This is a genomic window from Xylanibacter rodentium (assembly GCF_013166575.1).
Lineage (GTDB): Bacteria > Bacteroidota > Bacteroidia > Bacteroidales > Bacteroidaceae > Prevotella > Prevotella rodentium.
This window is the reverse complement of sequence record NZ_JABKKE010000011.1, coordinates 63035-89075: the sequence shown is the minus strand read 5'-3', so window position 1 is coordinate 89075 and position 26041 is coordinate 63035. Positions and strand designations below refer to the sequence as shown.

Here is a 26041-nt window from a genome sequence, read left to right as displayed (position 1 = left end):
ATGAACATCCCATCACAATTTGACCCGATACGGCCTTTCGAGCCGGAAGAATTGCCCGAGGCATACGAACGGCTCATTGCCGACCCGCAGTTCCGTACTGTCATCGGACATATTTTCAGCAGCGTGCCTTTCGAGGCTGTCGCACAGAAGATAAGAGCCTGCAAGACCAACATAGAGTTCCAGCATGCGCTTTGCTATCCGTTCCTGAAGAATCTTGTGGCCAAAGCCGCAAAGGGTTGCGACATGAATGCCGGCGCTGTTGATCTGAACGGACGCTATACCTTTGTCAGCAACCACAGGGACATTGTGCTCGATTCGGCATTGCTCGATGTCATGCTTTTCGATACTGGATGCGGAACCACCACCGAGATTGCCATCGGTGACAACCTGCTGGCCGCGCCATGGATAAAGGACCTCGTCAAGGTGACAAAGGCATTCATCGTGCAACGTAGTGCCGGTATACGTGAGATGCTTGCCAACAGCCGGAGGCTGTCGGAATACATGCACTTTGTCATCAGCACCAAGCACGACAACATATGGATAGCGCAGCGTGAAGGACGGGCCAAGGACAGTGACGACCGCACGCAGCAGTCTATCATCAAGATGATGGCCATGGGCGGCGAGGGTTCGGTGACAGAACGCCTGTTGCAATTGCACATCGTGCCGTTGGCCATATCGTATGAGTATGACCCGTGCGACTGGCTGAAAGCTCGCGAGTTCCAGCTCAAACGTGACGTCGAGGGATGGAAAAAGACCAAAGCCGATGATGTGCTGAGCATGAAGACCGGTATCATGGGGTACAAAGGACACATACATTATCACTGCGCGCCATGTATTGACAGATGGCTGCTCTCGCTCGATCCGGACATACCGAAGGGCGAACTGTTCGAGACTGTGGCAAAGCACATCGACCGCGAGATACATTCCAACTACCGGCTATATCCTTGTAATTATGCGGCGGCCGACATGCTGGCCGGCAACGACCGTTTCAAGGCTCACTATACGGTGGAGGAAAAGGCTGCGTTCGAGCAGTATCTGACGGGACAGATGGCAAAAATAGAACTCGACAACAAGGACGAGGACTTCCTGCGCGAGCGTATGCTGACGATGTATGCCAATCCGGCGATAAACCATCTGGAGGCTCTGAAATGAAAAGAAGCACGCTGCTCAAAGCGGCTGTCATGGCTGTGGCGGCTATCACTACGATGACAGCCTGCAAGAACGATGCCTATGACAGCGGTACCGGACCATTGTCGCTCACCCGCGCCGACTTTGTCGAGGCCCACACCGGCAATGACTGTGCCGTGGACTATGTGCTCACGGACGACGGCAGGAAAATCAACCTGAGCAGCCGCCTTACAGCCGGATGGCTCAACCGGCCCGACACGCTGTATCGCGCGGTGCTGTATTACAATGTATCCGCTGATACGGAAATCACGGACAATACAAACGACGCTGCGGCAGTGGCCGAACCCGTCGCACTGTCGATGGTGCCGGTGCTCAGTCCCAAGGCCGAAGACAGTTTCAAGGATGGGGTACGCACCGACCCGGTGAAGTTTGAAAGCATGTGGCTGAGTGCCGGCGGACGCTATGTCAACATCGGCTTTTATCTGAAAAACGGCAGTACCGGAGATGATAACATACTGCATACTATCGGTATGGTGCAACGACGGATTGTTACAAACGATGACGGAACACGTACCGTAATGTTGCAGATGTATCACGACCAGGGCGGTGTGCCCGAGTATTATTCATCGCGGTATTATGTCAGTGTGCCGTGTGGAGAAATCGATGGTGACTCTGTATATATAACAATAAATACATACGACGGACCGGTGACGAAAAAACTGGAAATTTTATAATTGAGAATTGAGAGTTGAGAATGGAGAATTATGATTACCTTCAAGACTTTCAACAGTTTCTTGATATAAAGCTAATCATAATTCTCCATTCTCAACTCTCAATTCTCAATTATAAGTTGCTTTCAAGCATCCTTTTAAGCACCACCGAACATGAAATCTCACGGTTGGCAGCCTCAGGGATTACGAGCGAATCGGGACCTTCGATAACATCGTCGGTAACGATGAGACCACGGCGTACGGGCAGACAGTGCATGAACTTGCCTTTGTCGGTTACGGCCATGTGGGCAGAATCTATCGTCCAGCTCATGTCCTTAGACAGTATCTTGCCATAGTCGTCGGGGCATGTCACACCCGGACAACTCCAGTTTTTGGCATATACGAAATCAGCATTCTCCAATGCTTTCATCTGATTGTACTCCACCCGGGCCCCGCCCGCAAACTTCGGGTCGAGCTCATAGCCCTCGGGATGCGTTATTACGAAATCGACGTCGGCCGCGTTCATCCATTGTGCGAACGAGTTAGGTACAGCCTGCGGCAATGCGCGGCAGTGGGGCGCCCATGTCAGTACCACCTTGGGACGTTTTTTAAATGAAGAATGTGGAATGATGGATGAAGAATTTGCTGCCGCGGTGGATTCTTCATCCATCATTCCACATTCTTCATTCTTCATTCTCCATTCCTCATTTATGGTAATAAGGTCGGCGAAAGCCTGGAGCGGATGTACCGTGGCCGTCTCCATAGCGAAAACCGGCTTGCCGCTGTAACGGATGAATTGATTGAGCACCGTCTCGGCATAATCGTACTCACGGTCGGTAAGTCCTGCAAACGAGCGTACTCCGATAATGTCGCAGTAGGAGGCCATCACAGGTATAGCCTCGAGAAGATGCTCGCTCTTGTCTCCGTCCATTATCACGCCGCGTTCGGTTTCCAGTTTCCATGCACCGGCGTTCACATCGAGCACGATGACGTTCATGCCGAGGTTCATCGCGGCTTTCTGTGTGCTCAGGCGTGTGCGCAGAGAGTTGTTGAAAAATATCATCAGCAGTGTCTTGTTCTTGCCGAGATGCTGATATTTGAATCTGTCGTTTTTTATCTCCTGTGCTTCGGCGAGCGCAAGGTTGAGGTCACCGATGTCTTCTACGTTGATGAATGTTCTCATATTGTCTTGTCCTTTAAATTGTATAATCGTATTTCTTCTGCACTGCCGCCATCCCAATCCCTACTTGTGGTGACTGTGCTTCATCACTTCGAACCCATCCCCGTTTCTTCACTTCTCCTCCACTTGGGGAGGTCGGGTGGGGCTTCTTATTCCCTTATCTGTCCGTCACCCTCGATGAGCCACTTGTACGTGGTAATCTCCTCAAGACCCATCGGTCCTCTCGGCCCCAGTTTCTGAGTACTTATTCCTATTTCGGCCCCAAGCCCGAACTGTGCCCCGTCGGTGAAACTCGTGGGGGCGTTGACATATACACAGGCTGCGTCTACCCTTGTCTGGAACTGTCGCGCCGTATCTGCATCTTCCGTTATGATACACTCGCTGTGTCCCGAGCCGTAGCGGTTGATATGGTCTATTGCCTCGGCGGCCGACGATACCGTTCTGACGGCCATCTTGTAGTCCATGTATTCCGTGCCGTAGCTGTCGGCCGTGGCGTCGGCAAGCAGTCTGTCGGGATAAGAGCCGCGCAGCATATTCATTGCAGAAACATCGGCGAAGACGGTCACCTGCTTTTCGGCCAGCGGAGCGCACAAGGCCGGAAGATCGGTCAGGCGAGCACGGTGTACAAGCAGACAGTCGAGAGCATTGCACACGCTGACGCGCCTTGTCTTGGCATTGCAGATGATGCGTTGTCCTTTTTCCGTATCTCCCGCCGCGTCGAAGTAGGTGTTCACAACACCGGCGCCCGTCTCTATTACCGGCACGCGGGCCGTGTCGCGTACAAAGTCTATCAGCTTGCGTCCGCCGCGCGGTATGCAAAGGTCGATATATCCTACGGCCGACAGCATGGATGCCGTGGCTTCGTGAGTGGCAGGAAGAAGCGTGACCGCCGCCGTGTCTATTCCATGACCGGCAAGCACCTTATGTATCACATCGACCGCGGCACGGTTGGAACAGTCGGCATCGCGTCCGCCTTTCAACACACATGCATTGCCGCTTTTGAAACAAAGCGCGAAAACGTCGAATGTTACGTTTGGCCGTGCCTCATATATCATGCCGATCACACCGAACGGCACACTCACGCGCCTCAGTCTCAAACCGTTGTCAAGCGTACGCTCTGTCAAGGTGCGGCCCAACGGCGACGGCAGCCGGCTCACATTGCGCATGTCTGCGGCTATAGACTCCAACCGGCTTTCCGTAAGCATCAGCCGGTCGTAAAGCGGATCCGACGGTTCCATCTTTTTCAGGTCTGCAACGTTGGCCTGCAATATGTAGCTCTTACCGGCTATTATCGCATCGGCCACATCACGCAATATCCCGTTACGCTTTTCATCGGTCAGCAGTGCGAGTTTCCGGCCGGCCGACTTGGCTTTCTTGAATGTCTCTGTCATTGGTATATGTTTATGTTCAGTTTCTGATTGTTGCTACTGCAGGACAATGCCGTCTGCCGTGACAATACCGGCACATGCCGGATTCTGACGATTATGTCGGATATGATGTAAGGACACGGACCGCACTGCATGATACGTTCGTATATATCCGCAAAAATAGCGCTTTATTTCCTGTTGTGCAAGTATTTTGTGTAAATAATACGAAAAAGGAGCCGTGGAGCAATCATATTCAAGAGTTGGTTGCAGACAAGACTGTTATCACAAAAATCCACTGACACGGAAAATGTGTAGAATATCTGTGACGTGTATCGTCATCAATAAAAATATGGTGTCACAGAACTCCAGTAATCGTATTGTCGGGTTCTGAGACACCATATTTACACTTGCTGGCGTATTTCAGCGCAGCTTGAATGTTACGGGCAGAGTCAGGTATACGGCAACAGCTCTGCCGTTATTCTTGCCGGGAATCCAACGAGGCATGGCCTTGATTACGCGGAGCGCTTCCCTGTCGAGTGACGGGTCTACACCTCTGATCACTTTCGGGTCGTGGATGGTACCGTTCTTGTCAACGGTAAACCTGACGAAAACACGCCCCTGTATTCCGTTCTCCATTGCATCTGCCGGGTATCTGATGTTCTGGCCCAACCACCTCATAAGCGCAGCGTCTCCGCCGGGGAACGACGGCATCATATCAGCCGACACTACGGGAGTGTTGTCGGCCTTCTCATTATCTTCGACCGGGGCCGTGTGGGCCGGCGTTTCGTTCCGTACGGCCGATTCCGATTGTACGGCTTTGTCGGGCTTCCCCTTTGCAGCATCAGCATCGGCCATGGCTTGTGCTTTGGACATTACCCTTTCGTATGCCTCTTCGCTTGGCTGCTTTTCAGTGGCAGCAGTCCCGGTGTTTCGTTTCTTCTTCGTCTGCTTGCTTGTTGTGGTGGTGCTTTTTGTCTTTTCCTCCACATATATGCTGTCCGACTTGCCGAAACTTACCGGTACTGTTCTTCTGCTGGTTGTGGCAATGAAATGGCCGGTGAGCGAATCATGACTGTCGGTCATGGATATCCTGAAGTCACCGTTCATATATTTGTCCGTATCCATATCAGTGAAATATATGTAGTTTTCCTTACGGTTTACAAAGCCTTCGAGCCTGTGTGTCACCTTCTTGCGGTATTTTGCAGTGAGGCGTGCAAAGACAGAGTCACCCCGCATCTCGGTAAAGAGCAGTGTGGCAGGTGTTTCGCCCACTGTGCCGTTCCACGGGCCTTGCAACAGCTCTTCGTAGGCTACGGGTTGCTCGGCGAACTTTTCCAACAGCCATTGGCTGCCGAAATATATCGGCCCGCTTCCAAACAGAAGAATGAAAATCCATATCAGACACGATGTCTTGCAACCGTCTTTCTTCTTCGGCTTGGCCGGTTGAGGCCGATAAGTCGATGTAGAAGACGAGGATGAAGAATAAGACGATGTTTTCGGTTTTTGCGTCTGTGATGCAGGTTTGGGAGTAGGTTTAGAAGCGGGTTTGTTAGGTGACGGTATTGTTTTTCCTTCCTTTATATCGCCGTTTTGCCACTCCGCCTCTGTCTTGCTGCCATCGTCGTTGATTATGTATCCGCGGCATCCGTCCTTGGGCATTCCGTTGTCACCTTCGTCCCATTCACCTTCGTAGAATTTTTTGCCGTTACCGTCATAATACACGCCTCTACCAGCTTGCCTGCCGTTGTAATAATGACCTTCGCCAAGTACAACACCCTTATCATCGTAGTCTTTTCCGTATCCGTGGGGGCCATACTTGTTCCATTGTCCTTCATATCTGAAGCCGCTCTTGTAGAATATCTTGCCCGACTGTACCGGTTCGTCGCCGAGGAACGTGCCTTCCCATACAGCACCGTTGGGCATGGTCACTTTCCGCTGTATGGGTTTGGGAGGTTCGGGGGTCTTGGCAAAGGCGAACTCGGTGATGTTTTTGGAAATGTAAAGGCGCAGTTCTTTGAGCGTATCTACGCTCTTGTTAAACTTGCGGGTATATACGATAAATTGCTGTACGGCAGTGTAGAATGGGCCAGGTTTGGCATTATTTATATAATTTTCAAGCTTGCTCAGGTCGGTATCGACTATCAGTTTGCCAGCCGTGTCTATCTCAAACACGGCACGCACGGCATTGACGAAGGCTTCGGCTTCATGTTTTTCAAAATTTTTTATGTTGTCGCGAACGATGATAACGTTCTTTATCCATCCGTCAGCTTTAAGTTTAAATAATGTGTCTGCTTTTGTCGTTTGTTCTGAAGGTGGCGTGTCTACCGTGGCTGTTTTATAGTGTATGGGGGTTGACGGTTCTGGTGTCTTAGCAAAAATGAGATGGCTGATGTCTTTGCCTATGAGCAGGCGCAGTTCTTTGAGTGTACCTACGCTTGTGTTGAACTTGCGGGACGAGGTCACAAACTTCTGCACGGCTGTGCAGAAATCATCCTGCATGGCCTCATGAATATAGTTGCCGAGCTCATTCAGGTCGGCCTCGGCCATCTGCTTGCCGACCGTGTCAATCTCGAGTACGGCGCGTACGGCACAGATGAAGGCTTCGGCCTCCTTTTTCTCAAATCGCTTTATGTTGTCGCGAATGGTGATAACGCTCTTTATCCAGTCGTTCGCTTTGATTTTAAGTAATGGGTCTGCCATTATTGTTTTTTTTGAAGGCGGCGTGTCTGCCGTTGTTATGTTATTTGTTTGTGAGCAGTGTTCGTGCCTCATCCCATCCTCCATGGTCGTAGGCGGCCTTTACTATCCTGAATCCATTGCCATATACGGGGTCGGTGTTGTTTTCGTGCATGGCCATGAAGGCGTGTGCCTCGTCGTTGCCTATGTGCTGGAGCACGTAATAGCTGCCCATGTTGCAGAAGCCCTCGCACAGTGGCGGGATGGGGTCCAGGTGATGGTTGAACTGCCATATATGCAGCAGCTCGTGGGCCAGCACGTTGGCAAAGGCCACGCGCGAAAGGTGGCGCAGCACGTACACCTCGTAGTTGCCGCAGAAGTTGCTGGCATAACCGCGCACGTTGATGTTGCCGTGGCGGTTGTACATGGTGTCAAGGTCGGTCACCTTCAGTCGCCAGTTCTTTATCTCGCCAAGTCCGGCCTTAATGTATGCGCGACGAATGTACGATACGATGGCGGCAGCCGTCTGTCTGTTTACCACGTCGCTGCAGCAGATGGGGCACAGGTATGCACCGTGCGATAACGGCGTGGACTGCCGCGGGTCGCAAAACCTGTGGCAGCTCACGCAGCGCGGTATGGTGTCGGCCGTGTGGTCGGCACACACGGCATTGCCATTCCAGTCGGACAGGTAGGACCCACGGATCGGCTTGCCGCACATCAAGCATGTTAGGCTGCCCGGCCATCGTATCGGTGACATTGTCAGAGTTCTATATCCTTGAATTCGTCTTTCAGTTTCTTTACTTCTGTGGCCGACAACTGTCTCTCGGGCTGTATCTCAAGTGTCACCGATGAACTTTCGCACTTCACCTCTATATGCACTATGCCGTCTTTGCCGCGGCGCACAAAAGCCGTCACCTCGGTGCCCTTGGGCACAGGCTTGCCCCACGAAAGTTCGCGCTTGAGTATAAGGTCGCCTTTCGACTGGTGTATGGTAGGTTCGGCGCTGGAGTTCTCGTACACTTTTATCCACACACTGCTCTGTCCCTCGCTTGAGGTGATGAAATGGGAAATTCCTTCAAACACCATCGGGTCGGTGCGCAACAGTACGTTGGTGATACCCGTGGTGGTAAGTATACCGTAGGAGCGTGCCGACTTGTCGTCGATGACGCTGGTGTTGGCGGCATATAGGGCTGCACCTTTGGCCACGGCCAGATCAGGCTCGAAGCGGTCGAGGCGTATCTTGATGTTGGGAAACTCTCTCATCAGCCGTTCCTTTACCATCGGCATGCGCGATGAGCCGCCCACAAGGATTATCTCGTCAATGGTTATCTGCTCCTTCATCAGTCCGATGGCGTGGTGGGTGCAGTCGATGGTGCGGTCGAGCAGTTCTTCTGTCAGCTCCTTGAATGTGGCCTGACTTATCTCCACCGTCTGCAGCTTGCTGCCGCCGTAGCGGAAACGCATAGGGGCTTTGGTCTGCACCGACAGCTGCTGCTTGCATTGCTCGGCGGCAAGTATCATGGCGCCGCCTTCTTTCTTGTCCTTTATGTCGGCATAGGTCACGTCGTAGCCCGACACGGCCAGTGTGTAGTTCACTATCATCTCGTCCCAGTCCACTCCGCCGAGATGGTGGTCGCCATCGGTGGCAAGGGTCTCGAGATTGCCGTTGTGCATGCGAATGATGCTCACGTCGAATGTGCCTCCGCCAAGGTCGTACACCATGATGGTCTTGCCCTCAAAGGTGTCCTTGCCGTAGCTCAGTGCCGCAGCGGTGGGCTCGTTGAGCAGTCCAATCACCTCAAGTCCGGCTACCTCGCCAGCCTGGCGTGTAAGAACGTGCTCATCGTTGCCGAAATATGCCGGCACGGTTATCACAGCCTTGTGTATAGGCGCCTTACCCTCGTATTCACGGGCTATGTTGGCGTCGTCCACCAGTTTTTTCAGTATGAGTGCCGAAATCTTCACCGGAGATATTTCTTCAGTGCCTATGCTGCGCTTGTAGTTCTTGTTCGACATCTCGCGCTTGATGAACGCCACAGAGCGCAACGGGTTCATCTTCATCATATTCTTGGCGTCGTTGCCTACTATGGGCGTGTCTAAATCATCGTAGTATACCACCGATGGTGTGGTCTGTTGGGTTGCTTGATTGATGATAACCTCCGGCTGTCCGTCAGCAGGATTGATAGTGGCAATGCACGAGTTGGTAGTGCCAAGGTCGATACCGTATATTTCTTGTGACATTTCTTTTTTTCTTTTGGGAGTTTTTTTAGAAGTTAAAGGAGTTAACGGGAGTCATCGCTCCCTGCGGTCGCTCAGGAGTTAAAAACAAATGCTTCATTTAGTTATGAGTTCAGAGTGATGAGTGCAGAGGTATGATTACCTTCTGTATAGTTCAGAGTGAACAGTTCGGCTGGAACGGCATAAAGCATATCATACCTCAAGACTCATCACTCTTCGCTCTGAACAGAAAAAGACTCTTCACTTTCCACATATTCCATCCTTGCCACGAGCTCGGGTCGGATGACAAATTCGAAACGCTTGGGCTCGTGATTGTCGCGCATGAAGTTCTGAAGCTGCACGTCGGTGTTGGCCACGAGCCACGGCATTGTCCACACATATCCCGGGCGCACCGATACGATGAGGCCGTGCTTGGCAGGGTTGTCGGTGTGCACAGGTGTGGAGTCAAACTCCTGGCATTTGGGGTCGAACCCGTCGGAGCAGCCATCGGCATGCCTGAAACTGCGCACGGCCGAGAACGTCAAGCCCTTGTCGATGAAGTCGGCCAGTCCGGCAAGCTCGCTGTGCATTGGGTTGTCTGTAGCGCATCCGTCGGTGATTGTCTGTACCTCGTCGGCAATGCGTATTATTTCCATTATAACGTCCTTTTGTGCGCGGTAGAACACGTCGTTCTGGAACTTGGCTATCGTCTGATGCTGATTCCGTATCACGTCGGTCAGCTGCTTGTTCTGTTCCATCAGCTGACGGTTGTGCTCCTGCATGTCCTGCATCTGCTGAGTCAGTATGCCGTGTATGTTCCTTTGGTTGGCGATGCTCTTACGCAGGGCGTCGATTATGCGCTCAGTCTCGTGCAGCACCTCCGAGTTGTCGATGGTCACGGCCACGGGTTCGCCGTTCCACGGTTGCGGCGTAGCTTCAGGCGCTTCTTCGGCCGGAGCCTGCTCTGTTTGTGCGGGTTCTGTTTGTGCTTGCTTTGCTGTGGTGTATGCGTTGTAGGCTTGTTCCGGCTCCGCTTGCGGGGGATATTGGGTTTGTTCCCTTTGTGCGGTATGTTTCCACTGAGTGGTTTCTTCTCTTTGAACGGTCTGTTCTTCCCGGGAGGGCTGTCTTTCCCGAGCAGTCTGTTCCTGTTCTACAGTCTGCTCCTTTGGGGCATTCTCGGGCCGTTGCGGTTCTTCCTTTGGTCCGAATAATTTCTTGAATACCATAGTGTTATATGATTAAAATGGTTATTGTAATATGCCGTGGTGCCACGTCTCCGTGCAGTGTGAGCCGTCAGGATAATAATGCTCGCATTGGCCGTCAGGCCCGTCGGACGTCATGCGTCCCACCACCATGCTTCCGTCCTGCACGAACATCGTGCCATGGGCGTCGGTCAGACTGTCATTGCGGAACGTGCCGCAGACGGTGTTGCCGTTGGGCAGATGAATCATGCCCGTGCCGTTGCGCCGGCCGTTCTTCCACATGCCGGCATAGCGCTTGCCGTCGTTCTGCACCTCCACGCCGATGCCCGAATGGCGGTTGAAACTCCATTCGCCGGCATAGCGCTCGCGGTTTTGGTTGAATCCCAGTCCGAAACCCATCTTTATGCCGTGCTTCCATTCGCCGGCGTAGGTGTTGCCGTTGGAACTTCTCAGTATGCCGAATCCCGACCGCTGCGACTCGTCGTTCTTGTATCCGCAGAACTCGCCGTCGTCGGCCGTTTCAAACGAAAGTTCGCCCGTGGCAGCTGCCGTGGCCTCATCGTGGTCGTAGTCGTCGAGTGGCGCCATGTCGTCGGTGTAGCCCAGGGCGTAGCAGTAGCTGTCCACCACGTAGGCGGCCACCGACGGGCGCAGGAAGAAGTTGTCCTGCAACAGCAGCTTGAGGTTGTCTATCTGCGGCGTGCGGTCGGCGACATCGTCATCCATCAGTGCCAGCAGCCGCTGCGTCACGTGGCACTGGCGGGCACTGCGCATCACCGAGCCCATCGTAAACCGATGTCCCATCATGTCGGCCATCAGGGCCTCGGCCTTTTGTTCGGCAATCACTTCTATACCAAACTCGTCTACTATCTGATGCAGACAGACATGAAACTCACTCTTTTCCGTCTTCATCTTTGCCGTTAGTAGCCCATGGATTCAATGCCGACCACCAAGCAGTACGGTCTTTTTTCTCCGGCTTTTCGGTTGCCGGTTCTTCAGAACTCGGCTCTTCAGTGTTCTGCTCTTCAGTGTTCTGCCCTTCAGCCTTCACTTCTTCTACAGCCGGATCTTCGGCCTTTGCTTCTTCCGGTTGAATTGTTTCTTCAGGCTGTACTGTTTCTTCCGGTTGGGCTGTTCCTGACAGCATGGCCCCTTTTTCAGCCATCCACTGTGCGCGCCAATCGTCTTCGGCCCGTTTGGCCTTTTCCTTCATGGTGTTCCATTGAGCTATCAGTTCGGCGTTGCGGGCGCGTGCCTCTTTGTCTATCTCGGCATATTCGGCGGCTTTGGTTTCCACCTGAACCATACGTGCTTGCAGTTCGCGGCGCATGGTCTCAACGTCCTGTTTCTGCTTTTCGAGGGTGGCGAGCTTGCTCTCGGCCTCGGCCAGATTCTTCTTCATCTCGTCGAGGTCGTGGTTCAGCTTTTCCATCTCGCTCTGGCGGTTGGTAAACTCTGCCTTCAGTTTCAGGCCCTCCTGCCTTGTGGCATACATTGTGAAGGCATTGTCGAGCAAATCCATGTTGAGTATGCCCGCCATCGACATGTCGTCGCGGCTGCCCGTGGCGCTCAGCTTGGTGAGGTAGTCGCCCAGTTCGTCCACGGTCTTGTCGCGGCCCTGATTGGCGAATATCTCCAGTGTCTGGGCGTAGAAGTGCTGCAGCTTGGGCATGGTCACCCACGAGTCGTCCAGTCCGTCGCTGCCCATGATTACGGCCATTGGAAATGCTCCCGTGCCGTCGAAGGCATAGCGGAACGAGGGCAGCGGGTTGCTGTTGCAGAGCGACGTGGTAACGTTGAGGAAGCAGTTGCAGTCCCATGGCACCGGCTCTACCCATGTCAGAGTGCGGTCGCAGGCCAGCATCTTGCCGTCGCCGATGTGGAAGGCAAACCAATAATAAGGTGTGCGCATGAAGGCCATCAGCGTGGTACCGTAGGCCTTGGCTATGCGGTTCTTGCCGAGCATGCCCGCCTCGTAGTCGGTAAACGGGTTTTCTTTGGCGTCGGCCTCGATGGCTGCCGCCCACTCGTCGTAGATGCTTTTGAACATCGGCATCACCACCTTGTCCTGCTCGGCGTGCTGTGCTATCTGCTTCTTGAACAGGGCGTCTTGTTTGAGCAGTTGCATCTCGCTCTCGCTCGGGCTTTTCGGGTCGTGCAGCTTGCGCGGCCCTGTGGGTCGTGCCGTCACGGCTCCCTTACGGCCGAAGAATATGCCGGCGTAGGTTGTCGTGTCGTCGCTCATGGCTTTCAGATGTTTCAGCGTGATTTCGGCTGCCAGCCGCGACCCCACATCACTACGCACGTAGGTGTCGCCGCCGTGGCCGTCGCACACTATGGCCACCTGCACGCTGTTGTCGTCACTCTGCCACGACAGCGAATAGTCCTGGCACGGTTTGCCCGACTTGGTGTGACTGGCACCAAGTCGGGTAACGTTGAATACTGTCAGGTTGTCGTTCATAACGGATTGGTTTATGGTTATTTCCTATTACCAGTCTGTTTTAGAACGTGCCCCAGTCGTCGGTGCCGGCGTTGGTGGTCTCGTCACCTATGTCCACACCGTCGAATGTGTCGGACGTGTTGTCGGCATCGTTCATCTTGTCTACAAATTCCTCCTGCTTGGTAGTAGGAGCTTCCTTGCCCACCGACGAATGTGAGCTGGCCACCTGCGATGCCGTCACGCTGACAAAGCGGATAATCTTCTTCAGCTGTTCGCGGTTGTGTACCGTATACACGGCCTCTTTGGTGCCGGTAAAGTCGACAAGAATGTCCTTGTTGCCATCATCGCCTATGGATATTGCCACCTTGATAGCAGCCTTGAACCAGTTGTTGGCCTTCAGTTTCTCCAGTGCATGCTTGTATTCCTGGGTTGGCTCGCCGTCGGAGAGCATGATGATGGCGGGAGCAAACGAGCCGGCAGCCTCTTTCATAAATCCTGTGGTTTGTGACAGTTTGGTGTTCAGTTCCTTGAAAGCCTCGCCCATACTGGTGAGCCCACCGGCCTCGAGGTTCTGCCATGTGAAGTCTTCGGCCGATATAGGCTCGGGATACATCCATTCTATGCCGCTCGAAAACTCCAGTACGGCAATCTTTATCTCTGCGTCAGCATTGGTGCTTGATATTTCTCCTATCTCAGGAAGGATGTTCTCGATGGTATCATTCACCTGTCCCATCTTCTCTCCCTCCATACTTCCGGATGTGTCTACAAGGAATATAAGGGTCATCACTCTGCGTGGAGCAGCTTCTACTTTATCAAATGAGCTCATAATGTTATGTTGTTTAAAGGTTTATATTAATACCCGTTTTCTCGCCATGGCAATGCTTAAACAAGTTTGACATTGTTCATTTGGCTTAACGAAAACGTTATAAATTCTATGTTTGATGATTATTGTAATCGTTGTGCGGCCTTACTTTATCTCGCCGGTCTCGTTCTGTCCGAACCTTATCTTCAGGCCCTTGGCGGCGGGCATGCCCTCGCCCGGCTTCACCACGCGCACCTCGCCCGTGGGCAGCATCACCGTCCACGGCATGTCGCTCTGGTTCTTCAGACCCAGCTTGCCGGCGGCGTTCTTCACCACCGTGGCGGCCACCTTGTCGTAGTCGGGCTCGTTCTTCACCTGACAACAGTATATCTTCTGTCCCTCGGCCAGCGGGATGGCGTAGTGGCCTACGAAGAGCGACGTGACGGCGGGCACCGTGCGGCCGCACTCCAGACAGCGGTTGTCGGCAGTCGTCGGATCGTAGAAGGTGTGCTCCCCGCACTGCGGACACTTTATGTACAGCGAGCGCAGCTGGATTATCACCTCCTGCCACTTCTTGTCGAGCAGGCGCTTGCCCGGCGTGCATATCGCCTCTTTCGAGAACGCTGCCACAAATGCCTTTTGCAGATACTTTGGGAAGAGCGGCCAGCGGTTGATGACGTTGTTGTGGATGCCCTTCACCGGACGGTTGCTGTTGTCGGTCGGGTCGCAGATAAACACTGCGCCCTTGCCGAAAAGTTTGCGCTCGGCTTCGGGCGACAGGCACGGACAGCTAAGGTAGCGTGCGCCCTCGAACGGCTTGTTCAGATAGATCAGGATGAACAGGCACACGGCCTGCGAGAAATAGTCGGTGTGGCGGTTGGGTGCCGACTCGCGCTCCACTATCTCCGGTGCCATATATCCCGACTTGCCGAGTATGCCCACGTCAACACCGTTGGGAGCCACGTTGTCGTTGTCGCAGACGAGCACGTCGCCCGTGCGGGGGTTGATGAAGAAGTTGCCGTCGTTCATATCCTGATAGCACAGGCCACGCTTGTGCAGCTCCATGAAGCCGGTGCATATCTGCAGGCAGGCGTTGAACATGGCGTCGAGCGAGGCGAAGCGTGCCTTGGCCAGTATGTACATGGCCATCTCCTCATAGCCCTGCGGGCGCAGCTGCATCACATAGCCGAAGCTGTCGTACTGCCGTCGGGCCACGGCTATGGGCCACAGGAAGTTCTTCGTCGGTGCACCGGCCTTGCAGTTCTTCTCCAGATTGTTCATGAATGCGTCCGGATAGTCCACTATATACCATTTCAGCGCATAGTCCTTGCCTTCGTAGTCAACAAGGTATACGATGCCCTGACCGCCGCGGCCGAGCTCCTTTTTCACCGTGCACGACTTGCCGTTTGTAAGCTGCACGCGTGTTCCGTTTTTAAGTTCAGACATATATATTAATGTGTTTGATAGATGTGAGGCCCCACCCGGCCTCCACAGGGGGAGAGGAAATGGTGACGACCGTAATCTGTTTGTTATTCTTTTTTGTGTATATGAAATGTTGTACTCTTCACTTCGGTACGACATTCTGTTCTTGTCCTTCTTCAGGCTGGGTGGATATTCTGTTCACGTCACTTCTCCTCCCCTTTGGGAAGGCCGTGTGGGGCTGGCTCCTTACATGTTTCCACCGCCTTTCAGGTCAAACTCATCAGTGATTACCAGATTGCTTGTCTTTCCACATTTTGGGCATGTCACCTTGCCTTCTTCCTGGTCGTTGCATATCATTGTCTTGCAGTGACCGCAGATGTACCATCCCTGCGAACCGCAGTGGGGGCATCCCGGAAAGTTGCTGTCGGTGTTTACTGCGCCATGAAACGAGTTGCGGTCGTAGCCCTCACGCTTGGCCGACGAGGCGCTTATCTTGAAAGCCCATTGCAGGTCGCAGTAGCTGCCGTGTTTTTCAACAGTCACTCCATAAGGTCGTCCGGTGCGGCTGCACATGCCCATCACCACCATAAGGTCTTTTTTCGGATTCTTCATATTGTATAAGGTATATATTCATTGGTAAATATTGCATCCGTCGCTTGTATGGCATTGTTATTCAGATTTGTAACAGTGGTTAAACTGTCCTGTGCACAAATTTAAGTATAAATTTCCCCCCCCCGCATGTTTTATGAAGTATATAGATATTATAACAAAATTTAACCTACTAAATACATAAAATGATGCTACATCACTTTTGATTTGCCTTATTTCTTATATACAGATATTGGGACTTTGGTATGATTAAAGTGCTTAGGATATCCTCAAGTCCTGAGAATCCGATTTTGGTGCATCGATCCGAAATTTCTTTACTTTAACATATGTTAAGCGACATCCGTATTGCAATTTCCACACTACGGCCCGAAAATCGCGAATTTTGGTCCAAACAGGAAGCACTGACAATCAGCACGTTACGTAGGCAGGGCTTTGTAAAGAAAGCAGAGAGGGCTGTTTGGCCTCGCAACGGGGCCGCCGTTGCAATGCAATAACGGCCTTATTGCAAGGTGAAACGGCCCTCGCGGGAGTGTCGGGAGGCCCTTACGGCAGGATAACCATGCCAAAAACATGTGTAAAGGGAGTCGGGATGGCCTCAAAGCTTTTCTATTTCAGAAAAAATTAAATGCGTTTTTTTCAGAATAATCAAGACATTAAGATTCTTTAAACATAAAGACAAAAAAACGCTTTTGTCAAATCAAATAATCAGAGTGAAACTTATTTCAACTCTGACATATCAGAACCATACCGTGAAGTTGTGTCAAAATACATATATTGCACAAACGACAAAGAGACTGTGCCGTAACATCCAAGTTACGATACAGTCTCTTGTTTTCCATCAGGCGCCCGACACTCTGACGCTGCAACGGATTATTTTCCGTGATGCTCGTCAGAAACAGTCAGTTTCTTGCGTCCTTTTGCACGACGTGAAGCCAATACGCGGCGACCATTCTTTGTTGCCATTCTCTCGCGGAAGCCGTGCTTGTTCACTCTTCTTCTGTTGTGCGGCTGAAATGTTCTTTTCATTGCTTTATTATTTTTTATGTTATATTATATACACTTTTGGGGTGCAAAATTACTTATTTATTTCGAAATAGCCAAAGATTATATTATTTTTAGTTCAAAGTTTTATGTTTTTTGCTTTTTTTCAGTACCTTTGCAGCCGAAATGTTTGTAATTGCGCCAAAATCAGGCACCTGCCCGCAATCCGGTGTCCGCCGGTGTACCTCGCATACACTGGCATGAAACGGCTTTTAACGGGGCTGACGGAAATATCCTGAAACACTGAAAAAACATATAAATAAAACAATAATTAGATTCGTTACATTATGATTAAGTCACAAGACATCAAGAAAGGTACTTGCATCCGCATGGACGGCAAACTGTATTTCTGCATCGACTTCCTGCACGTGAAGCCGGGCAAGGGCAACACCATCATGCGCACCACACTTAAAGACGTGGTTAGCGGCCGCGTGCTCGAAAAGCGCTTCAACATCGGTGAGGCTTTGGAGGATGTACGCGTGGAGCGTCGTCCCTACCAGTTCCTCTACATGGAAGGCAACGACTATATATTCATGAATCAGGAGACATACGACCAGATTCCTATCGCAAAGGACCTCATTACAGGTGTTGACTTCATGAAAGAAAGCGATATTGTCGAGGTGGTGAGCGATGCCGACACCGAGACTATCCTCTACGCCGAAATGCCGGTGAAAACCAACCTTCGCATCACACACAGCGAGCCGGGTATCAAGGGTGACACGGCAACAAACGCCACAAAGCCCGCAACACTGGAGACCGGCGTTGAGGTTCGAGTGCCGCTGTTCATCAACGAAGGCGACCTCATCCAGGTGGACACACGCGACGGCAGCTATCTGCAGCGCGTGAAAGAATAACTACTTTTTAAAGTTCAGAGCTCAGAGTGATGAGTGAAGAGGTATGATTACCTTTTTTCTCAAGGTCTGAACTTTGAACGAAGAGCGAAGAGTGAAAAGTGAAGAGGTATGATTACTCTTGTATATGTATACGGGAGCTGTCATATCTCTTCTTTGTTTAGGGCAGTCTGTATGGGTCTGCCAAGCCATATTGCAACGTACACTACACGTCTGAAATAGCAATCATACCCCATCACTCCAAGCTCTGAGCTCCAATCTTGATAGACAAGGGTAATCATACCTCTTCACTCATCACTCTAAGTTCTGACCTTGAGAATACTCCAAGTTCTGACCTCGATAAGACCTCTTAATTCTTAACTCTTAATTTAAATGAAATACTCGATCATCATTCCTGTGTTCAACCGCCCCGACGAGGTGGACGAACTGCTTGACAGCATGACACGACAGACCTGCCGCGACTTTGAAGTGATAATAGTGGAGGACGGCTCCGAACGCGACTGCCGTGAAATAGTGGAGAAATACAACGGCACACTCGACGTGCACTATCATACGAAACCCAATTCAGGACCAGGCCAAAGCCGCAACTACGGTGCCGAACGGGCGCATGGCGAATACCTCATCGTGCTCGACTCAGACGTGGTATTGCCACCGGGATATATGCAGTCCGTTGACGACGAACTTACACGCAAGCCGGCCGATGCTTTCGGCGGACCCGACTGCGCTCACCCTTCGTTCACCGACACACAGAAGGCTATCTCCTACTCGATGACGAGTTTCTTCACCACAGGCGGCATACGCGGCGGCCGTAAAAAGCTCGACAAGTTCTATCCACGTTCGTTCAACATGGGTATACGCCGCGATGTATACATGCGCCTTGGCGGATTCTCGCGCATGCGCTTCGGTGAGGACATAGACTTCAGCATACGCATATTCAAGGCAGGCTGCAGCTGCCGGCTCTTTCCCGAAGCATGGGTATGGCACAAACGCCGCACCGATCTGCGCAAGTTTTTCCGTCAGGTTTACAACAGCGGAATAGCACGCATCAACCTGTACAAGAAATATCCCGAATCACTCAAGCCCGTACATCTGCTGCCGGCAGTATTCACAGTGGGAGTGGCAGCACTGGTGCTCACTTCTGCCGTGGGACGAGTACTGATGCACTACGACAACACAGACCGCTGGTACTGGCTGTGCGCCGCTCCGTGGCTACCCATCCTGACATATTGCACGGTCATCTTTGCCGACTCCGTCCGACAGTACCGCAACGCACGCATCGGATGCATCGCCATTGCCGCCGCCTTCACCCAGTTGGTGGGCTACGGCTCAGGATTCATCAGTGCGTGGTGGAAACGCTGCGTGATGGGACACGACGAATTCAGCGCGTTCGAGAAAAACTTTTATAATTGAGAGTTGAGAATTCAGAATTGATAATTATGATTACTCTTGTTTTATGGGGACACTCATCCAAAACTGTCATATAGAGTAATCATAATTATCAATTCAGAATCCAATATTGCACTTGTAATCAAATGTACTCCCCCTAAAAAACTTATATAATGACAATGCCGAGGAAAGAAAACATCATACAAGATAAAAGCGAGAAATATTCCGCGAGAATTATCCGAATGTACCAATATCTAATAAAGATAAAATATGAGACTGTTATGTCAAAACAAATATTGCGTAGCGGAACAAGCATCGGGGCGAATGTAGCTGAAAGCAGGAATGCACAAAGCGCAGCTGATTTCATCAACAAATTGAACATCGCTTTGAAAGAGGCTGATGAAACAATGTTTTGGTTGAAAAGTCTGAAGGCAGGCAATTATATAACAGAAAAACAGTTTTACTCCATGATGACAGATAACGAAGAAATAATAAAAATACTGACAAGTATAATAAAAACAAAGAAAAACAATATTACAATACAATAATGAAACAGCAAATACAACAATAATCACGACAATATATCATCACGCTGTATTATGACCACAAAAAAGAATGCTCTATTACATGATACAGTCGCTATGATACGTCATAAAAACAAAGGTAATCATAATTATCCATTCTCAACTTTCAATTCTCAATTATGCTTAGAATAAGCAACTGGGCCGAAGAAGACCGGCCACGCGAAAAGCTCGAGCGTCTCGGAGCACAGGCACTGTCAAACGCCGAACTGCTGGCCATACTCATAGGCTCCGGCTCGCCACGCGAAAGTGCCGTCGACCTGATGAAACGTGTGCTCGGCGACTGCAACAACAATCTGAACACGCTCGGCAAACGCTCAATTCATGAACTGACGGCATACAACGGCATGGGACCCGCCAAGGCCATCACTATACTTGCCGCCTGCGAACTGGGCAAACGCAGACAACTTGAAAAAGCCGAAGAGCGCGAAGACCTCGGTTCGGCCACGGCAATATACAACCACATGCACCCTATAATGCAGGACCTTGATGTAGAAGAGGCGTGGGTGTTGCTGATGAACCGCAACTTCAAACTGATAAAACGCTTGCGCATCAGTCACGGAGGACTGAGCGAAACTGCTGTCGACGTACGCATAATCATCAAAGAAGCATTGCTCAACAACGCCACAATCATAGCCCTGTGTCACAACCATCCGAGCAACAATCCAAGACCAAGCACCGATGACGACCGTCTGACACAAAAACTCAAGGCGGCGGCCGACATCATGCGCATACACATGGCCGACCATGTCATCATCACCGACGGACGCTATTACAGCTACCGCGAGGAAGGCAGAATGTAAAAAATCCACACAGTCCTGCCTGTTAATCGGATTTTTTTCGTATTTTTGCATTATACTTAAGAAGAAAATATGCAAATGACACAACAGGAAAAGACACTGATAGAGGAAAACATCGTAGACGTGCTGAAGACCGTTTACGACCCGGAAATTCCGGTAAACATCTACGACCTCGGACTGATATACAAAATCGACGTCAAGGAAAGCGGCGACGTTGACGTTGACATGACCTTCACGGCACCGTCATGCCCGGCCGCCGACTTTATACTTGAAGATGTGCGCCAAAAGGTGGACAGTGTAAACGGAGTGAAAAACGCCAATGTAAATCTTGTGTTCGAACCAGAATGGGACCAAAGCATGATGACAGAAGAAGCCCGTGTGGAACTGGGATTCGATTAGTCCGAAAGTCAGAACAGGAAGTGAAACACTTATAACGCCAACCTAAGAATATACTTTATGAAACCGATATACTTCCTCTCCGACGCCCATCTGGGCTCACTCGCCATCGACCATTCAAGAATGCACGAGCGCCGTCTTGTGCGATTTCTCGACAGCATCAAGCACAAAGCCGCCGCAGTCTACCTGCTTGGCGACATGTTCGACTTCTGGTACGAATACCGATACGTTGTGCCACGGGGATACACTCGTTTTCTCGGCAAGTTGTCGGAACTGACCGACATGGGTGTGGAAGTTCACTTCTTCACCGGCAACCACGACATCTGGGCATACGACTATCTGGAACGGGAGTGCGGCGTGGTTTTGCATAAGCAGCCGCTTACCACCGAAATCTACGGCCGCACGTTCTTCCTTGCTCACGGAGACGGCATGGGCGACCCCGACCGCAAGTTCAAGTTCATACGCTCCGTATTCCACAACCGGCTGTGCCAGCGGATGTTCTCAATGCTGCATCCCCGCTGGGCAATGTGGTTCGGACTGACATGGGCCAAGCACAGCCGCATGAAGCATGCCGCCACCGAGGAGCCCGCATACATGGGGGAACACCGCGAGCATCTGGTACTCTACACCAAGGAATACATTGCACGACATCCCGACATCGACTTCTTCATCTACGGCCACAGGCATATCGAACTCGACCTGCAGCTGACCAAGCGTGCACGCATGATTATACTCGGCGACTGGATCACACAGTTCACCTATGCCGTATTCGACGGTGAGTTCATGCACCTTGGAGAATATGTGGAGGGAGAAAGCAGGATGTGACTCTCTTTTAATTGATAATTGAGAGTTGAGAATGGAGAATTATGATTAGCTTTGTTTTTGTTGAGCGTTGATAACCGAGAATTGAAAGACAAGTTCATAATGGAGAATTGAATAAGTTGAGAATGGAGAATTATGATACTAATGCCAACAAGCAAAGCTAATCATAATTCTCCATTCTCAACTCTTAATTATCAATTGTCAATTTATTTTCCGCAGAGTTCCATCGTATCGGAAGCAATCATCAGTTCCTCATCGGTAGGGATTACAACCACCGTCACCTTAGAGTCGGGGGCGGATATCACAGCCTCTTCACCATGTATGGCGTTATTCTTCTCTACATCGAGCTTCACACCCATCCACTCCATGTTCTCACAAACACTTTCGCGCATGTTGGCCTGATTCTCACCGACACCGGCAGTAAACACTATGATGTCCGCACCACCCATGGCAGCAGCATATGCACCGACGTACTTCTTGATGCGATAGTTGTACATCTCAAGAGCCAGACGCGCCTTCTCGTCACCATTGTCCGATGCTGCGTCAATCTCACGCATGTCGGAAGATATGCCTGTAATGCCGAGAACACCGCTCTTCTTGTTGAGCAGGTTGGAAATGCCGTCGGCATCGAGTCCCAATTTCTTCTGTATGAACGATACTGCACCACCGTCGATATCGCCTGAACGGGTACCCATCATAACGCCCTCAAGCGGAGTGAGACCCATAGATGTATCGACACACTTTCCACAGTCTACGGCAGCGACCGAACCGCCGTTACCGATGTGGCAGGTGATGACTTTCTTGTCTTCTGGCTTCACACCGAGATAGTCACAAACACGTTTCGACACATAGCGGTGGCTTGTGCCGTGGAAGCCGTAACGGCGAATGGCATACTTCTCGTAAAGTTCGTACGGGATAGCATACATATAGGCCTTCTTCGGCATGGTCTGATGGAAAGCGGTGTCGAACACACCCACCTGCGGCAGACCGGGCATAAGCTCCGAAACAGCTTTCACACCCTTCAGGTTGGCAGGATTGTGCAGTGGAGCCAGATCGCTGCACTCCTCAAACACCTTGAGAACCTCGTCGTCAAGCACCACGCTCTTGTTGAACTTCTCTCCTCCGTGCACCATACGGTGGCCTACAGCATCAATCTCCTTAAGATCCTTGATTACACCTATCTCCGGGTCGGTGAGCAGACTGAAGATAAACTTCACACCCTCCGTATGCTCGGGAATATCGTGCATAATCTGCTTTTTCTCGCCATTGGCCATTTTCACTTTCACGAAAGCGCCGTCGAGTCCTACACGCTCGGCACCGCCGGATGTCATCACAGAGCGGTCGTCCATGTCGTACAACGCGTACTTGATAGACGATGAGCCGCAGTTCAATACTAATATTTTCATAAATCCAAAACTTATAAGTTAATTACTTCTTCGCATCCATGGCCTGGCAGGCTGTTATGGCCACCAGATAATAGATATCCTCTACAGAGCAGCCGCGGCTCAAGTCATTGACAGGACGGGCAATACCCTGAAGGATGGGGCCTATGGCCACAGCATCACCGAGACGCTGCACGAGCTTGTATCCGATGTTGCCCACCTCAAGGTTGGGGAATACCAGCACGTTGGCATGGCCTGCGATGTCGCTGCCGGGAGCCTTCTTCTCGCCAACAGCCGGCACGAGGGCGGCATCGGCCTGCAACTCGCCGTCAATTTTCAGTTCGGGAGCCAGTTCTTTGGCCAGACGTGTAGCCTCGACCACCTTGTCAACCACTTCGTGGCTTGCACTGCCCTTTGTAGAGAAGCTCAACATGGCCACACGCGGATCTTCAAGTCCGGCCACACTCTTTGCCGTCTGTGCCGTGCATACGGCTATCTGTGCCAGCTGACCGGCATCGGGCATTGGTGTCACAGCTACGTCACCTACTACGAGCACACCATTCTCACCATACTGAGGCTGCTTGGTAATGAGCAGCATGGCACCGCTGACGCAGCTGATACCAGGAGCACATTTGATAATCTGCAACGCAGGGCGCAACGTGTCACCCGTGGTGCTGAGCGCGCCGCTTATCTGTCCGTCGGCACCTTCCGTCTTTATAATCATACATCCCAGATAGAGCGGGTTTTTCACCAGCTCACGGGCCTTCTCTATAGTCATACCTTTCTTCTTGCGCAATTCGGCGAGCAGTTCGGCATATTCCTCACTCTTCGGATTGTTCTCGGGGTCTATAATCGTGGCCTTGTCGATGTTATCCAGTCCCCATTCTGCCGCCAGACGGTGTATCTCGTCGGGATTGCCTATCAGTATAAGGTCGGCTATACCCTCTGCCAACACCCTGTCGGCTGCCCTCAATGTGCGCTCCTCTGTAGCTTCGGGAAGCACAATGCGCTGTTTGTTGCTCTTTGCGCGTTCAATGATTTGTTGTACTAAATCCATAGTTGTTTTTAAATTTTTATATATCAAAATATGTGTTTTCTTTGATTCAAGCTCTGTCAAAAGCGTACGACAGATGCCGCGCCTGTCGTACCCGGCGGAGTTTTTCACTTAACTGACTACAAAAGTAAGAAAAATAATCCGAAAAGAACTGACGGCCATGACAAAAAATCACTGTCCCATCTCATTGGTAAGTATGCTTTCCAGCTTTTCCGCCGACAGACGCAACTGAAAAGCACCCTTAATGGCCACCGAGATGCCGCCGGTCTCCTCCGACACTACGATAGCTATGGCATCGCACTCCTGCGATATGCCCATGGCGGCACGGTGTCGCAGCCCCAGCTCCTTAGGTATGTCGTAGCTGTGGGACACAGGCAGTATGCACCCTGCAGCCTTGATGCGCTTCTTTGATATTATCATCGCTCCGTCGTGCAACGGTGAATTTTTGAAGAATATATTCTCTATAAGCCGCTGGTTGATGCCGGCATCGATTATTTCACCCGTATCGGCAATGTCGTCAAGCGGTGTGGAACGCTCCATCACAATCAGCGCTCCCACCTTACCCTTGCTCAGACTCAGGCATGCCATCACTATGGGCATTATCGACTCCTTGTCCTCGCGGGCTGTCGTATCCTTGTCCGACGAGAACAGCCTCATCACCATACGTATGCGCTGATGGGCACCGAGTGTATAGAGAAACTTTCGTATGTCCTCCTGAAACAGGATAATCAGACCTATCACTCCCACACTCACCAACTTGTCCATAATCGAACCAAGCAGACGCATCTCAAGTATCTGTGACACGAAAAGCCACGACACTACGAACATCATTATTCCGATGAACACATTAAGCGACCTCGACTCTTTCATCAGCCGATATACGTAGTAGAGCATCAGTGCTACAAGAAAGATGTCAATGACATCCTTTATTCCAAAATCGAAAAACATATTTTATTTTTTAAGGAGTTAAAGGGAGTTGAAAGCATATCATACCTCTTCACTCATCACTCAGAACTCTTCACTCATCATCTGTCCCACCACCGCCACTGCCTCCACGGCCTGGCGCACGTCGTGCACCCGCAGTATCGAGGCACCGCGCTCCAAAGCCAAGGCGTGCAGCACTGTGGTGCCTGTAAGTGCATCATCGGCACCGCCTCCGAGAAGTTTCCACACCATAGACTTTCGCGATACGCCCACAAGCACCGGCAATCCCAGACATAGCATGCGATCGAGACCGGCTATGACGGCATAGTTCTGTTCAAGAGTCTTGCCAAAGCCGAACCCGGGGTCGAGTATTATATCTTTCACACCAAGATCACGCAGCTGCTGAACCTCTGCGGCAAAGGCCTTGAGCATTTCGGGCAATGTCGGTTTCAACGACATCAGTATATATGGAACCCCAAGGCGGGCCACCATTGCGAACATAGCGGGCACACCCGACGCCGCAAGACCACGATTTTCATAGACTGACGCATCCGTTCCGCCAAAGGCTCCGCCCACATTGCCCTCCGACACATCGTTAATTATCCCCACGCCATATTCCTCGACAGCCATACGGGCAACATCCGGACGGAACGTGTCGACACTGAGTACGGCATCCGGCAACACGCGGCGCACCGTGGCAAGCCCGCGGCGCAAACGTTCCATCTCCTCCGCCTCGCTCACCACAGGCGCACCGGGACGTGTGGAGAATGCTCCCACATCAACAATCGAGCCTCCTTCTTCCACTATGCGGCATGCTCTTTCGGCTATCTCACGCTCAGTCTGTTTGCGGCTGCCGGCATAGAACGAGTCGGGCGTAACGTTGAGTATGCCCATCACCTGAGGCCGGCCGAGGTCTATCAAAGTGCCATGTACGTTTATTGTATAATTGACAGGTTGTGTCATTGCAGTATATTATGTATCGGAATATTTTGGCAAATTTACATATAATTATCGTAAATAAGCCGTATTTAAAACTTTTTGTCACAAA

At 51.4% G+C, this 26041-nt stretch carries 24 protein-coding genes; 8 read left to right on the top strand and 16 right to left on the bottom strand.

Translation table 11 applies throughout. The features are described 5' to 3' along the window. Positions 1-1152 carry a 1-acyl-sn-glycerol-3-phosphate acyltransferase gene (locus HPS55_RS08005; RefSeq protein WP_172177566.1) on the top strand — a complete coding sequence of 384 codons (1152 nt, stop codon included), beginning with the start codon at positions 1-3 and terminating at the stop codon, positions 1150-1152. Then, complete coding sequence (locus HPS55_RS08000; protein WP_172177564.1) at positions 1149-1862, top strand: NigD1/NigD2 family lipoprotein; 714 nt, start codon at positions 1149-1151, stop codon at positions 1860-1862. The genes HPS55_RS08005 and HPS55_RS08000 overlap by 4 nt, the downstream gene beginning before the upstream one ends. Positions 1863-1971: 109 nt before the next feature. On the opposite strand, the gene HPS55_RS07995 is transcribed toward HPS55_RS08000, so the two are convergent. From HPS55_RS07995 to rpmH, 12 genes are all read right to left on the bottom strand, one after another. Beyond that, positions 1972-3021 (bottom strand): Rossmann-fold NAD(P)-binding domain-containing protein, encoded by a 1050-nt coding sequence (locus tag HPS55_RS07995; RefSeq protein WP_172177562.1) that lies wholly within the window; start codon positions 3019-3021, stop codon positions 1972-1974. A 146-nt stretch (positions 3022-3167) separates the two neighbouring features. Beyond that, on the bottom strand, positions 3168-4415 hold the full coding sequence (locus HPS55_RS07990; RefSeq protein ID WP_172177649.1) for a glutamate-5-semialdehyde dehydrogenase: 1248 nt from the start codon (positions 4413-4415) through the stop codon (positions 3168-3170). Positions 4416-4805: 390 nt separating this feature from the next. Beyond that, on the bottom strand, positions 4806-7085 hold the full coding sequence (locus tag HPS55_RS14220) for a TonB family protein (RefSeq protein ID WP_253945856.1): 2280 nt from the start codon (positions 7083-7085) through the stop codon (positions 4806-4808). Positions 7086-7125: 40 nt separating this feature from the next. Next, positions 7126-7818 carry a hypothetical protein gene (locus tag HPS55_RS07980; RefSeq protein ID WP_172177560.1) on the bottom strand — a complete coding sequence of 231 codons (693 nt, stop codon included), beginning with the start codon at positions 7816-7818 and terminating at the stop codon, positions 7126-7128. A gap of 2 nt (positions 7819-7820) precedes the next feature. Next, the gene (locus HPS55_RS07975; RefSeq protein WP_172177558.1) at positions 7821-9302 is read right to left on the bottom strand and encodes an Hsp70 family protein; all 1482 of its coding nucleotides are present in this window, start codon (positions 9300-9302) and stop codon (positions 7821-7823) included. 206 nt (positions 9303-9508) lie between these two features. Continuing rightward, on the bottom strand, positions 9509-10507 hold the full coding sequence (locus tag HPS55_RS07970; RefSeq protein WP_172177556.1) for a hypothetical protein: 999 nt from the start codon (positions 10505-10507) through the stop codon (positions 9509-9511). A 21-nt stretch (positions 10508-10528) separates the two neighbouring features. Beyond that, positions 10529-11395 (bottom strand): MORN repeat-containing protein, encoded by an 867-nt coding sequence (locus HPS55_RS07965; RefSeq protein ID WP_172177554.1) that lies wholly within the window; start codon positions 11393-11395, stop codon positions 10529-10531. Further along, positions 11376-12944, bottom strand: coding sequence for a protein phosphatase 2C domain-containing protein (locus tag HPS55_RS07960; protein WP_172177552.1), 1569 nt, complete (start codon positions 12942-12944; stop codon positions 11376-11378). Before HPS55_RS07960 ends, HPS55_RS07965 begins: the two co-directional genes overlap by 20 nt. A gap of 40 nt (positions 12945-12984) precedes the next feature. Next, positions 12985-13749, bottom strand: coding sequence for a vWA domain-containing protein (locus HPS55_RS07955; protein WP_172177550.1), 765 nt, complete (start codon positions 13747-13749; stop codon positions 12985-12987). A 141-nt stretch (positions 13750-13890) separates the two neighbouring features. After that, positions 13891-15171 (bottom strand): serine/threonine protein kinase, encoded by a 1281-nt coding sequence (locus tag HPS55_RS07950; RefSeq protein ID WP_172177548.1) that lies wholly within the window; start codon positions 15169-15171, stop codon positions 13891-13893. Positions 15172-15393: 222 nt separating this feature from the next. Beyond that, positions 15394-15759, bottom strand: a complete 366-nt coding sequence (locus HPS55_RS07945) for a TerY-C metal binding domain-containing protein (protein ID WP_172177546.1) — start codon at positions 15757-15759, stop codon at positions 15394-15396. An 867-nt stretch (positions 15760-16626) separates the two neighbouring features. Further along, positions 16627-16782 (bottom strand): 50S ribosomal protein L34, encoded by a 156-nt coding sequence (rpmH, locus tag HPS55_RS07940; RefSeq protein ID WP_004336902.1) that lies wholly within the window; start codon positions 16780-16782, stop codon positions 16627-16629. Positions 16783-17084: 302 nt separating this feature from the next. On the opposite strand from rpmH, the gene efp reads away from it, so the two are divergent. The 6 genes from efp (at position 17085) to HPS55_RS07910 (ending at position 21636) form a co-directional block, all read left to right on the top strand. Then, positions 17085-17651, top strand: a complete 567-nt coding sequence (gene efp / locus HPS55_RS07935) for an elongation factor P (RefSeq protein ID WP_172177544.1) — start codon at positions 17085-17087, stop codon at positions 17649-17651. Positions 17652-18020: 369 nt separating this feature from the next. Continuing rightward, positions 18021-19058: a glycosyltransferase family 2 protein gene (locus tag HPS55_RS07930; RefSeq protein ID WP_172177542.1), complete on the top strand. Its 1038-nt coding sequence runs from the start codon at positions 18021-18023 to the stop codon at positions 19056-19058. A 149-nt stretch (positions 19059-19207) separates the two neighbouring features. Next, positions 19208-19582, top strand: coding sequence for a four helix bundle protein (locus HPS55_RS07925; RefSeq protein WP_172177540.1), 375 nt, complete (start codon positions 19208-19210; stop codon positions 19580-19582). 155 nt (positions 19583-19737) lie between these two features. Beyond that, positions 19738-20418, top strand: coding sequence for a RadC family protein (radC, locus tag HPS55_RS07920; protein WP_172177538.1), 681 nt, complete (start codon positions 19738-19740; stop codon positions 20416-20418). A 75-nt stretch (positions 20419-20493) separates the two neighbouring features. After that, positions 20494-20814, top strand: a complete 321-nt coding sequence (locus tag HPS55_RS07915) for a metal-sulfur cluster assembly factor (RefSeq protein ID WP_172177536.1) — start codon at positions 20494-20496, stop codon at positions 20812-20814. Between the two features lie 57 nt (positions 20815-20871). After that, positions 20872-21636, top strand: coding sequence for a UDP-2,3-diacylglucosamine diphosphatase (locus tag HPS55_RS07910; RefSeq protein ID WP_172177534.1), 765 nt, complete (start codon positions 20872-20874; stop codon positions 21634-21636). A 203-nt stretch (positions 21637-21839) separates the two neighbouring features. Here HPS55_RS07910 and HPS55_RS07905 read toward each other — a convergent pair whose 3' ends face one another. The 4 genes from HPS55_RS07905 to folP form a co-directional block, all read right to left on the bottom strand. After that, complete coding sequence (locus HPS55_RS07905) at positions 21840-23039, bottom strand: acetate kinase (RefSeq protein ID WP_172177532.1); 1200 nt, start codon at positions 23037-23039, stop codon at positions 21840-21842. 22 nt (positions 23040-23061) lie between these two features. Next, positions 23062-24072 carry a phosphate acetyltransferase gene (gene pta, locus HPS55_RS07900; protein ID WP_172177530.1) on the bottom strand — a complete coding sequence of 337 codons (1011 nt, stop codon included), beginning with the start codon at positions 24070-24072 and terminating at the stop codon, positions 23062-23064. Between the two features lie 168 nt (positions 24073-24240). Then, complete coding sequence (gene cdaA / locus HPS55_RS07895; RefSeq protein ID WP_172177528.1) at positions 24241-25017, bottom strand: diadenylate cyclase CdaA; 777 nt, start codon at positions 25015-25017, stop codon at positions 24241-24243. A 60-nt stretch (positions 25018-25077) separates the two neighbouring features. After that, on the bottom strand, positions 25078-25956 hold the full coding sequence (gene folP / locus HPS55_RS07890; RefSeq protein ID WP_172177526.1) for a dihydropteroate synthase: 879 nt from the start codon (positions 25954-25956) through the stop codon (positions 25078-25080). Positions 25957-26041 lie beyond the last annotated feature (85 nt).

Coding starts and splice junctions, on each gene's coding strand:
- HPS55_RS07980 (WP_172177560.1), bottom strand. CDS start 7,818: ATGTCACCGATACGATGGCCGGGCAGCCTAACATGCTTGATGTGCGGC.
- HPS55_RS07995 (WP_172177562.1), bottom strand. CDS start 3,021: ATGAGAACATTCATCAACGTAGAAGACATCGGTGACCTCAACCTTGCG.
- efp (WP_172177544.1), top strand. CDS start 17,085: ATGATTAAGTCACAAGACATCAAGAAAGGTACTTGCATCCGCATGGAC.
- HPS55_RS14220 (WP_253945856.1), bottom strand. CDS start 7,085: ATGGCAGACCCATTACTTAAAATCAAAGCGAACGACTGGATAAAGAGC.
- pta (WP_172177530.1), bottom strand. CDS start 24,072: ATGGATTTAGTACAACAAATCATTGAACGCGCAAAGAGCAACAAACAG.
- radC (WP_172177538.1), top strand. CDS start 19,738: ATGCTTAGAATAAGCAACTGGGCCGAAGAAGACCGGCCACGCGAAAAG.
- HPS55_RS07965 (WP_172177554.1), bottom strand. CDS start 11,395: ATGAAGACGGAAAAGAGTGAGTTTCATGTCTGTCTGCATCAGATAGTA.
- HPS55_RS07925 (WP_172177540.1), top strand. CDS start 19,208: ATGACAATGCCGAGGAAAGAAAACATCATACAAGATAAAAGCGAGAAA.
- HPS55_RS07905 (WP_172177532.1), bottom strand. CDS start 23,039: ATGAAAATATTAGTATTGAACTGCGGCTCATCGTCTATCAAGTACGCG.
- HPS55_RS07945 (WP_172177546.1), bottom strand. CDS start 15,759: ATGAAGAATCCGAAAAAAGACCTTATGGTGGTGATGGGCATGTGCAGC.
- HPS55_RS07955 (WP_172177550.1), bottom strand. CDS start 13,749: ATGAGCTCATTTGATAAAGTAGAAGCTGCTCCACGCAGAGTGATGACC.
- cdaA (WP_172177528.1), bottom strand. CDS start 25,017: ATGTTTTTCGATTTTGGAATAAAGGATGTCATTGACATCTTTCTTGTA.
- HPS55_RS08005 (WP_172177566.1), top strand. CDS start 1: ATGAACATCCCATCACAATTTGACCCGATACGGCCTTTCGAGCCGGAA.
- HPS55_RS07950 (WP_172177548.1), bottom strand. CDS start 15,171: ATGTCTGAACTTAAAAACGGAACACGCGTGCAGCTTACAAACGGCAAG.
- rpmH (WP_004336902.1), bottom strand. CDS start 16,782: ATGAAAAGAACATTTCAGCCGCACAACAGAAGAAGAGTGAACAAGCAC.
- HPS55_RS07975 (WP_172177558.1), bottom strand. CDS start 9,302: ATGTCACAAGAAATATACGGTATCGACCTTGGCACTACCAACTCGTGC.
- HPS55_RS07970 (WP_172177556.1), bottom strand. CDS start 10,507: ATGGTATTCAAGAAATTATTCGGACCAAAGGAAGAACCGCAACGGCCC.
- HPS55_RS07910 (WP_172177534.1), top strand. CDS start 20,872: ATGAAACCGATATACTTCCTCTCCGACGCCCATCTGGGCTCACTCGCC.
- HPS55_RS07915 (WP_172177536.1), top strand. CDS start 20,494: ATGACACAACAGGAAAAGACACTGATAGAGGAAAACATCGTAGACGTG.
- HPS55_RS07930 (WP_172177542.1), top strand. CDS start 18,021: ATGAAATACTCGATCATCATTCCTGTGTTCAACCGCCCCGACGAGGTG.
- HPS55_RS08000 (WP_172177564.1), top strand. CDS start 1,149: ATGAAAAGAAGCACGCTGCTCAAAGCGGCTGTCATGGCTGTGGCGGCT.
- HPS55_RS07960 (WP_172177552.1), bottom strand. CDS start 12,944: ATGAACGACAACCTGACAGTATTCAACGTTACCCGACTTGGTGCCAGT.
- folP (WP_172177526.1), bottom strand. CDS start 25,956: ATGACACAACCTGTCAATTATACAATAAACGTACATGGCACTTTGATA.